Annotated in this window: 10 protein-coding genes and 1 tRNA gene; 3 read left to right on the top strand and 8 right to left on the bottom strand. The window is 68.6% G+C overall.

Going from position 1 to position 9,286, the window contains the following annotated elements; all coding sequences use genetic code 11:
- Window positions 1–45: 45 nt before the first annotated feature.
- Complete coding sequence (locus AB0305_RS11900; RefSeq protein ID WP_364134551.1) at window positions 46–405, bottom strand: hypothetical protein; 360 nt, start codon at window positions 403–405, stop codon at window positions 46–48.
- Window positions 406–657: 252 nt separating this feature from the next.
- Complete coding sequence (locus tag AB0305_RS11895) at window positions 658–1,512, bottom strand: LysR substrate-binding domain-containing protein (RefSeq protein WP_364134548.1); 855 nt, start codon at window positions 1,510–1,512, stop codon at window positions 658–660.
- A gap of 219 nt (window positions 1,513–1,731) precedes the next feature.
- Here AB0305_RS11895 and AB0305_RS11890 point away from each other — a divergent pair, with 219 nt between their 5' ends.
- Complete coding sequence (locus tag AB0305_RS11890) at window positions 1,732–3,078, top strand: MFS transporter (protein WP_364134700.1); 1,347 nt, start codon at window positions 1,732–1,734, stop codon at window positions 3,076–3,078.
- Window positions 3,079–3,168: 90 nt separating this feature from the next.
- Here the strand turns inward: AB0305_RS11890 and AB0305_RS11885 are convergent, their stop codons facing one another.
- From AB0305_RS11885 to AB0305_RS11875, 3 genes are all read right to left on the bottom strand, one after another.
- A complete protein-coding gene (locus AB0305_RS11885; RefSeq protein WP_364134545.1) occupies window positions 3,169–4,329 on the bottom strand; it encodes a N(5)-(carboxyethyl)ornithine synthase in 1,161 nt (386 codons plus the stop codon).
- The gene (locus AB0305_RS11880; RefSeq protein ID WP_290256431.1) at window positions 4,326–4,475 is read right to left on the bottom strand and encodes a hypothetical protein; all 150 of its coding nucleotides are present in this window, start codon (window positions 4,473–4,475) and stop codon (window positions 4,326–4,328) included. Before AB0305_RS11880 ends, AB0305_RS11885 begins: the two co-directional genes overlap by 4 nt.
- A 108-nt stretch (window positions 4,476–4,583) precedes the next feature.
- A tRNA-Gly gene (locus tag AB0305_RS11875) sits at window positions 4,584–4,657 on the bottom strand.
- A gap of 235 nt (window positions 4,658–4,892) precedes the next feature.
- Here AB0305_RS11875 and AB0305_RS11870 point away from each other — a divergent pair.
- Together AB0305_RS11870 and dcd are read left to right on the top strand one after the other, a co-directional pair.
- Window positions 4,893–5,339 carry an SRPBCC family protein gene (locus AB0305_RS11870; protein WP_364134542.1) on the top strand — a complete coding sequence of 149 codons (447 nt, stop codon included), beginning with the start codon at window positions 4,893–4,895 and terminating at the stop codon, window positions 5,337–5,339.
- A gap of 79 nt (window positions 5,340–5,418) precedes the next feature.
- A complete protein-coding gene (gene dcd / locus AB0305_RS11865) occupies window positions 5,419–6,000 on the top strand; it encodes a dCTP deaminase (protein ID WP_364134539.1) in 582 nt (193 codons plus the stop codon).
- Window positions 6,001–6,036: 36 nt separating this feature from the next.
- Here the strand turns inward: dcd and AB0305_RS11860 are convergent, their stop codons facing one another.
- From AB0305_RS11860 to AB0305_RS11850, 3 genes are all read right to left on the bottom strand, one after another.
- Entirely contained in the window at window positions 6,037–7,233 is a 1,197-nt protein-coding gene (locus tag AB0305_RS11860; RefSeq protein ID WP_364134536.1) for a cation:proton antiporter, read from the bottom strand.
- A 3-nt stretch (window positions 7,234–7,236) separates the two neighbouring features.
- Window positions 7,237–7,719 (bottom strand): cation:proton antiporter regulatory subunit, encoded by a 483-nt coding sequence (locus tag AB0305_RS11855; RefSeq protein WP_290256427.1) that lies wholly within the window; start codon window positions 7,717–7,719, stop codon window positions 7,237–7,239.
- A gap of 64 nt (window positions 7,720–7,783) precedes the next feature.
- Window positions 7,784–9,181, bottom strand: a complete 1,398-nt coding sequence (locus AB0305_RS11850; RefSeq protein WP_364134532.1) for an MFS transporter — start codon at window positions 9,179–9,181, stop codon at window positions 7,784–7,786.
- Between the last annotated feature and the right edge of the window lie 105 nt (window positions 9,182–9,286).

Below are 9,286 nucleotides of genomic sequence, written 5' to 3'. Positions count from 1 at the left end.
GGACCTTTCGGTTCCCGCGCCGCCCCTTTGTGGTTTAGCCCGGGCTTAGCCGAGGTACCAGCCGGGCGGTGCCCAGGACGCGGGAACGGCATGGGCGGAGAAGTCCTCGCAGCCGGAGCAGAAGTAGGTCACCTCGCCGAGCTGGCTGACGGAGCCGTCGCGGTGGTGCCGGGGCGGAACGAACGACTCCAGGTAGACGAACTCGTCGGTGCCGCAGCGTTCGCAGAACGGAATGCCCACATAGTCGCCGTCTGCGCGTGCCGGTGCGGGGTGCGGATCGAGTCGCCCGAGGGCCGGGTGGGTGAGTCCCTCCAGCCGTGCCGCGGCCGCAGCCGGCGGGCGTGCCGGGGTGCGGGGGCCGAGCCGGCGCGGGGCCGGCCGCATCGAGGCGTGGGGAGTATTCATGGCTGGCGTCATTGCTGGCCTATCCCGAACGCTGGGTGCCACGGAGGGCCGGGAATACCGGCAGCGACGGCAGGAAGCGTCCGTAGTCTGTGCTCTCTTGACTGAGCGGGGTGGCTGGCCTCTGCTTGACCTGCAAGTAGTGTCAGGATAGGGCAAGTATCCGGCGGGTTCAATGGTTGCGTATCCCCGCCCGGGCGTCCCGGCCGCCGGCAGGTAGTGCGCCCCGAAAGGGCAGGTAAGGCCGGGTATTCCCTACGCCGGACGGTGCAGCGCGCGGCCCGTGATGGTCTGGGTCAACGCCTCGATGACTTCCGTGTTTGCCAGCGGATTCCGGATCAACGTGAAGTCGACGTCGCCCACCGGCGGCAGGTCGAAGCGCCGGGTGATGATCTTCAGATCGTCCGGAACCAGCGACGACGGCATCACGGCGACGCCGATACCCGCCCGCACCGCCGCCAGCACCCCGCTGATCTGCCGCGTGGTGCAGGTGATCCGCCAGGTGCGGCCGGAGGCCTCCAGGGCGTCGATCGCCAGCTTCCTGCTGAGGCTGGGGGCGGGGTAGGCGATCAGCGGCACCGGGTGTCCGGGCGCCAGGGCGGTCTGCTCCAGGCCCACCCAGGCGAAGGAGTCCTGCTGCACCACCGTGCCGTCCTTGGCCCCTGCCACCCACTTCACGAACACCAGGTCCAGCTGCCCGGCGTTGAGGCGTTTGTACAGCTGGTCGCTCTGGCCGACCGTCAGTTCCAGGTTGATCTGCGGGTAGACCTGCCGGAACTCCCGCAGGATCCGGGGCAGTCCCGTGATGGCCAAGTCGTCGGCGGTGCCGAACCGCAGGCGGCCGCGCATCGCCGAGCCGGAAAAGTACCGGGCCGCCGAGTCGTGGGCGGAGAGGATGCTCCGGGCGAACCCGGCCATGGCGTCGCCGTTGTCCGTCAGGCGCACGTCCCGGGTGTCCCGGGCGATCAGGGTCCGGCCGGCGGCGGCCTCCAGCTTCCGAACGTGCTGGCTGATGGTGGGCTGGGCAAGCCCCAGCCGTTCCGCCGCACGGGTGAAGCTCAGCGTCTCGGCGACGGCCAGGAAGGACCGGAGCTGGGCGGGCTCAAACACGGGCGCGAGTCCCGGACCCGCCGACGGCCAGGGGGGTGCATTGCATTTCGTGATGGGAGTTATGCATCCAATAACCTTCCATAATCGATTGCGGCCAGCCTAGCGTTAAACCGACCCCCGCAGGCCCACTCTCACGAGGACTTTTCCGTGGCACCCCCACCGCCGTTCCAGGCCGCCGACCCAGACCAGACCCCTACCCGCCGGCCCGCGCCGGCGGCGCTGCCACCGTCGTCGCCCGCCGCCGACGTGCCGGCCCTGCCGCCGTCGCCGCCCGTGACCGAGCCGCTCGCCGTCGTCAGCGAACGGCTGCCCTGGCGGCACACCTTCGTCTCGCTCACGGTCCGGAACTACCGCATTTTCGCGGCCGGGCATTTCATCGCGGTGATCGCCCTGTGGATGCAGCGGATCGCCCAGGACTGGCTGGTGCTGCAGCTTTCGGGTTCGGTCACGGCCGTCGGGGTGACCGTGGCCCTGCAGTTCCTGCCCTCGCTCTTCCTCGGGCCGTGGGCCGGCATGATGGCTGACCGCTTCGCCAAACGCCGGATCCTGATGCTGTGCCAGTCGGTGGCGGCCGTCCTCGCCGCGGCGCTCGCCGTCCTGGCGCTGACGGGCCGGATCGAGGTCTGGCATGTTTACGCGATTGCCCTGGCGCTGGGCCTGGTCACCGTGCTGGACCAGCCCGCACGTCAGGTGTTCGTCAACGAACTGGTGGGGCCGGTGTACCTCCGGAACGCCATCAGCCTGAACTCCACGATCTTCCAGCTGGGCGGCCTGATCGGGCCGGCCGTCGCCGGGATCCTGCTCGGCGCGGTGGGGGCGGGATGGGCCTTCGCGGGCAACGCCGTCGCATGCTGCTCCACCGTGACCATGCTGCTGGTGCTGCGCAAGGACGAACTGCACACCACGCCGCCCGCCGCCAAGCGCAAGGGCATGCTCAAGGAGGGTCTCCGCTACGCCCTCGCCAAGCCCACGATCTACTGGCCCTGGCTGATGGCCGGGTTCGTGTCCGTCTTCGCCATGAGCCTGCCGGTGCTGCTGGCCGCCTTCGCGGACCACGTATACGACGTCGGCGCCGGCGGGTACGGTCTGCTCAACGCCTTGGTGGCGCTCGGCGCACTGGCCGGGGCCATCACCTCGGCCCGGCGGCGCGAGTTGCGGCTGCGCTCGGTCATGCTTGGGGCCGGCATGTACGGGCTGATGCTCTGCCTCGGTGCGGCTGCACCCTCGATGGTCTGGTTCGGCGCGGCGATGGTGCTGGCCGGATTCTGGTGCCTGATGTTCCTCACCGCCGCCAACCAGCTGGTGCAGGTCAGCGCCAACATGGGGATCCGCGGACGGGTGATGAGCCTGTACATCATGGTGCTGATCGGCGGGCAGGCGATCGGCGGGCCGCTGATGGGGTGGCTGGCCGAGCACGTCGACCCGCACACCGCGATCCTCATCTCCGGCGGGGTCCCGGCACTGGCTGCGGCGTCGGTGGCGGTGCTGCTGGCCCGGCGGGGGCAGCTGATGCTCCGGGTGGACCTCCGGCACCGGCGGCGGCTGCTGCGGATTGTCCGGGCGTAGGTTTCCGCGCCGGAAAAGGACAGCCGCTCCGCGGATCGGCGTAGCGGCTGTCCGAAAAGTGCGCGGTGATCGGGAACCGGCGCGCGACAGCTAGCCGGCCGTGGCCAGGTGGGGATAGTCCGGCTGCCGGTGCTGGAACACCAGGACATCCGGATTCAACACCACGCCGTCGCGGATTTCGATGGCGCGGCGGATGGTCTCATCACCGTCCCACGCCTCCGGACCGGACAGCACCGTGGCCAGGAACGGAAGCAAAGCCTCGCTGATTTCCCAGCTGGCGGAGTTCCAGAGGTACGACGGGCTGTGGTCCACGGCGTAGTAGTCGATGCTGGTGCCGACCGTGAACATCGGCTCGGCAAACGTGGTGGTCCTCGCCCAGCTGAAGCCCATGCCCTCGTCGCAGGAAACGTCGATGATCAGGCTGCCGGGCCGGAACGCGGCCAGGTCCCCGGTGCGCAGGTACGTCAGCGGTGCTGTCGGATCCTGCAGGGTGCAGTTGACCACAATGTCGCTTTCCGCCAGGAACGGGGCCAGCGGCACCCGGCCCCGTTCGGTGATGACCTCACTGAGGAAGGGCGCCTCCGTGTCGTGGTCGAACTGGGCGATCCGCACGGAGTGGATGGGGGAACCCACCGCGGCGACTCCGCGGTTGGTCAGCACCTGCACGTCATGGATGCCATGGGCGTTGAGGGCCGTCACGGCGCCGCGCGCGGTGGCCCCGAAACCGATGACGACGGCGCTCAGCCGCCGGCCGTAGTCCCCGGTGGATCCGGTCAGGGACAGTGCGTGCAGCACCGAGCAGTGGCCTGCCAGCTCGTTGTTCTTGTGGAAGACGTGGAGGCCGAAACCGCCGTCGCTGGCCCAGTGGTTCATGGCCTCGAAGGCGATCAGCGTGAGCTTCTTGTCGATCGCCAGCTGGGTGATCGCCGGCTCCTGGACGCAGTGCGGCCAGCCCCAGAGGACCTGTCCATCCCGGAGCTCGGCCAGATCCTCGGGCTGGGGCTTCGGCAGCAGGACGACGTCGGCCGCGTCCAGTACCTCCGGGCGCGGGGCGACCCGGCCCACCAGCTCCGCCAACCTGTCATCCGTCATGCCGAACCGGCTGCCGTATCCGGCCTCGACGATCATGTGCTCGCGGAGTTCCGGAGCGATGCGCTCAAAATGGCCCGGATGGACGGGGAGTCGGCGTTCGTCCTGCTTGCGCGTGCTGGCAAGGACACCGAGGGTGAGTCGTTTCGATGACTCAATCACTTTTTCTTGGCGCCCGCGGCCTTGACGGGGGTGCCTTTGTCCAGGGAGCTGGGCGGCGCGGCGGCGGCCCTCTTATCGGCGCGCTTTTCCTTGATGGACTTGGTGGATTTCTTGGATGCTGCTTGACGGGGGGATTTGTCAGCCATGTTCGCTCCTGTAGCGGAACCGAATAGGTTCCAGACTTCGAACGATACAGGTAGCCGCCTAATGGGCCGCGTCGCTTCGTGACGGCGGGAGGGCGGAGGAGGGGGAAATGGAGCGGCTGACGGGAATCGAACCCGCGTATCAAGCTTGGGAAGCTAGCGCTCTACCATTGAGCTACAGCCGCGCAGGGACCGGCCAATAACCCTCGGCTGTGTCCTGCGGAACAACGAGATTCACCTTACCCCAGGCGCGGGAGTTCCCCGAACATCAACGCCCGGTACCGGCTGCATAACTCTTCGGTAAAGACGGGCCGGTGACGATGCGGCAGCCCCGGCCGCTGGATACCGTGGTGGGGTTAGCTGCGGTCTGAGGGGGAAGCGGGCTACGAGCACCATTAGTCCGACCTTGAGGGAACTTCCGTGGCGTATGCAGAGCACGACGTCGTCATCCAGTACGACGCCATGGGCATCTACGCCTTCCTTCTGGACCCCCGGAACCTGCCGTACTGGCGCGAGGGGATCGAGAGTGTCGCGCTGGTCTCCGGCGCGGTGGGTGCCCCCGGCTCGGTGTACCGGCCGGCGCTTACCGCCGGCAGTTTTCCCCCGGCGGCCGGGGACTTCGAGCTTACGGCCGCCCGCCCCGGCGCGGAGATTCAGTTCCAGGTCATTTCCGGCCGTGCCCGGGTCCACTGCGGCTATTATCTGAGCACCCACGGCGGCAGCACCCACGTCCGCTTTGCCTTGCGGTACCGGCCCGGCGTGGCCTCGTTCTTGCTCTCGGCCAAGATGCGGCGCGCCATGCAGGCCCAGGTGGTGCAGCTCGAGCAGCTGAAGATGCTGCTGGAAGCGGAGCAGGCCGCGGCCTGAGTGCCGCCGCCGGACCCTCTGTGACGGAGCCGCCGGCACGGACGCGGGGGAGCCGGGAACCTGCGGTACTTTTGATCCTGTGCTGATCTCTGACCGCGACATTCGTACCGAAATTGACTCCCAGCGGATTGTGCTGGAACCGTTCGACCCCGCCATGGTCCAGCCCTCATCGGTGGACGTGCGGATCGACCGCTTCTTCCGCCTCTTCGACAACCACAAGTACGCGCACATCGACCCCGCCGTGGACCAGCCGGAGCTGACCCGTCTGGTGGAGGTCGACGCCGACGAGCCGTTCATCCTGCACCCCGGCGAGTTCGTCCTGGGCTCCACCTACGAGACGGTCACCCTGCCCGACGACATTGCGGCCCGGCTGGAGGGCAAGTCCTCCCTGGGCCGGCTGGGGCTGCTGACGCACTCGACGGCGGGCTTCATCGATCCCGGCTTCTCCGGCCACGTCACGCTGGAACTGTCCAACATGGCCACCCTGCCGATCAAGCTCTGGCCCGGCATGAAGATCGGCCAGCTGTGCTTCTTCCGGCTCAGCTCCGCCGCCGAGCACCCCTACGGCTCCGGCGAGTACGGCAACCGGTACCAGGGCCAGCGCGGCCCCACCGCCAGCCGCAGCCACCTGAACTTCCACCGCACCGAGATCACGTCCTAGCCGGCGGGCGGTGCGCTGGGGCGCTTGCACGGGCTGTCAGTTGACCGGCCGCGCCCGCTGCACCGCGCGCCGGGCCGGCCGCCGGACCGCCCGGACCACGGGCTCGATGAACTTGGCCGCGAGCGGACCCATCACTGCCATGATCAAGACATAGGCGGTGGCCAGCGCCGCGAGCTCCCGGGGCACCGCGCCGGAGGCCACCGCCAGGCCCGCGATCACGATGGAGAATTCGCCGCGGGCAATCAGGGCCGCCCCGGCACGGAACCGGCCGGGGATCGCGATGCCGGCCCGCTTGGCCGCCCAAATGCCCGTCAGCATCTTGGTGGCCGCGGTGAGGACCGCCAGGACCAGCGCCCAGCCCAGCACCGGCGGGATGGACCGGGGGTCCGTGTTCAAGCCAAAGACCACGAAGAAAATCGCGGCGAACAGGTCCCTCAGCGGCTCCAGGATCCGAGTGGCGCTATGGGCCGTCGCGCCGGAAATCGCGATGCCGAGCATGAACGCGCCCACCGCCGCGGAGACCTGCATGGCCGCGGCCAGGCCGGCCACCAACAGCGCCGCGCCAAGGAGGTTGAGCAGGAAAACCTCGGAGTTTTCGCTGTGCACGGCCCGGGAGACGTGGTGCCCGTGCCGCAGCGCCACCACCAGGACCAGGGTGACGACGGCGAGCGAGATCCCCACGGTCTGCAGGCCCACCAGGAGGCTCACCCCGGCCAGGGTGGCCGTCAGGACGGGGAGGTACACGGCCATGGCCAGGTCCTCGAAGACCAGGATGGACAGGATCACCGGCGTCTCGCGGTTGCCGATCCGGCCCAGGTCCGTGATCACCTTCGCGGCGATCCCGGAGGAGGAAATGTAGGTCACACCGCCCATCACCATGGCCCCCACCACGCCCCAGCGCAGCAGCAGCGCCAGACCCGCCCCGGGGACGAAGTTCAGAACCAGGTCCAGCACGCCGGCCTGCCAGGACCGGCGCAGCCCGGTAACCAGCTCGGCAGCCGTATATTCCAGGCCGAGCATGAGCAGGAGAAGGATGACGCCGATCTCGCTGGAGAGGTGCGCGAACTCGTGCATGCCCTCGAGCTTGACCAGCCCGCCCGCGCCGAAGAACAAGCCGCCGACCAGGTACAGCGGGATGGGGGACATGCCGATCCGCCCGGCCAGCCTCGCCAGCAGGCCGAGGCAGAACACGACGGCCCCCAGCTCGATCAGGGTCACGGCGAGGGCATCCATGGCTTATCCGTTGCGCAGGATGGAGGCCGCGGTGTCCAGGCCCTCCTGGGTGCCGACGGCCACCAGCAGGTCGCCGGGGTGGAGCACGACGTCGGGGCCGGGGGAGGGGAGCACCTCGCCCTCGCGCATGATCGCCACGATCGAGGCGCCGCTGCGGGTCCGGATGCAGGCCTTGCCCATGGGCTGGTTCTGGAACGGCGAATCGGCCGCGATGGAGAACTGGCGGGTGACAATGCCGGGAACCTCGCGGTGGGCTTCTGAGAGCTGCATGGCCAGCCGCTGCCCGCCGAGCAGGTTGCCCAGGGCGGCTGCCTCGTCTGCGGTGAGGGGAATCGAGGCCTGGCAGGTGTCCGGGTCGTCCCAGGTGGAGACGATGAGCTCGGTCTGCCCCTCGCGGTATTCGACGACGCCGATCCGGCGCCCCGAGGCGGTCATGAAATCCTTGCGCCGGCCCAGTCCGGGAAGTTCGGTCTCATCCACGTTCATGCCACCAGCCTAGTGGCCGCACCCGGTTTTGGGGCGCGTTGAAGATGGCAGCCGATGCGGGCGGCTAGTGGGATGGCACGACGGCGATGTCCGTTTTGCCCGGGGCCTTGACCGGCAGCAGCACCAGCAGGCCGGCCAGCAGCACAACCATGATCCCGACGATGCCCCAGCGCTGCGCCTGGCCCGGGGCCACCAGGGGCGTGGCGATGGTGATGCAGAGGGTGAACAGGGCTGGGGCGAGGAAGCTCACGGCCCTGCCGGTGGTGGCATAGAGCCCGAACAGCTCACCGGTCTCTCCGGTGGGGGCCAGCCGGGCCAGGTAGGCGCGGGAGGAAGACTGGGCGGGCCCTACGAAGAGGCAGAGGAACAGGCCGAAGACCCAGAAGGTCATGCTGCCGGACCAGGATATGCCGAAGAAGGAATATGTCCCGTTGCCCAGGATCAGCAGCGCGGTGCCAGCCACCAGCAGGCCCGCCAGGGAGCCAATGATGACCGCTTTGGGGCCGGCCCGGTCGTCGAGTAGTCCGCCCACGAGTGCGCCGACAGCGGCGACGACGTTGCCGAAGATGGCGAAAAAGATGACCTGCTTGAGGTCGAAGCCGAAGGTGCCGGCGGCGATCACCCCGCCGAAGGTGAACACGGCGGCGAGGCCGTCGCGGAAGATGGCGCTGGCCAGCAGGAAGTAGATGGTGTGCGGGCTGGTTCGGTAGATGGCCTTGATCCGGCGTGCCAGCAGTCCATAGGAGGCGAAGAAGCCCAGTCTGTCCTGCCGGACGATGGGCACTTCGGGCACGGCAACCAAGACCGGGACGGCGAAGACCAGCAGCCAAAGCGCCGAGAAGATGGCGACCAGTCGGATGTTCAGGCTGTCCTCGGTGGAGGCGCCGAACCACTCGATGCTCGGCTGGACGAACAGCTGCAGGACGATCAGCAGCGCCACGATGCCGCCGAGGTAGCCGGAGGCCCAGCCGAAGCCACTGATTTTGCCGATGTTGGCCGGCGTCGAGATCTGGGCGAGCATGGCGTTGTAATTGACGCCGGCGAACTCGAAGAAGATATTGCCGAGGGCGATCAGGGTGACCCCCAGCAGCAGGAATTCCGGCCGCGGGAAGACAAAGAAGCACAGCCCGGTGAGCAGCGCAACGGCGGCGGTGTTCACGCCCAGCCAGAGCTTGCGGCGGCCGCCGGCGTCGGACCGCTGTCCGGTGACCGGGGCGAGCACCGCGATGGCGGCGCCGGCGATGGCCAGGGCGGTGCCGAGGACCGCGGAGGCCTCGTCCTCGCCGCCGAAGGCCTTGGACGTCAGGTACACGGTGAAGACGAAGGTCGTCATCACGGCGTTGAACGCGGCAGAGCCCCAGTCCCACGCGGCCCAGGCCAGGATGCGTCCCCTCCCGGCGGGCTGGCGTCCGGAACCAAGTTCGGACGCCGGTGCGGCCTCGGGAGCGGTGGCGGAATTCATAGCCCTGATGTTAGCCGTCCCCGCCGCCCGGACCGGGATGAAACGGGCAGAAAAGAATTTGTACACGCTTGGTAAACTGTTCGGACTGAACCTAACCACATGCGC

This window comes from Arthrobacter sp. NPDC080086, assembly GCF_040702285.1.
This window is presented reverse-complemented; position numbering and strand designations above follow the sequence as displayed.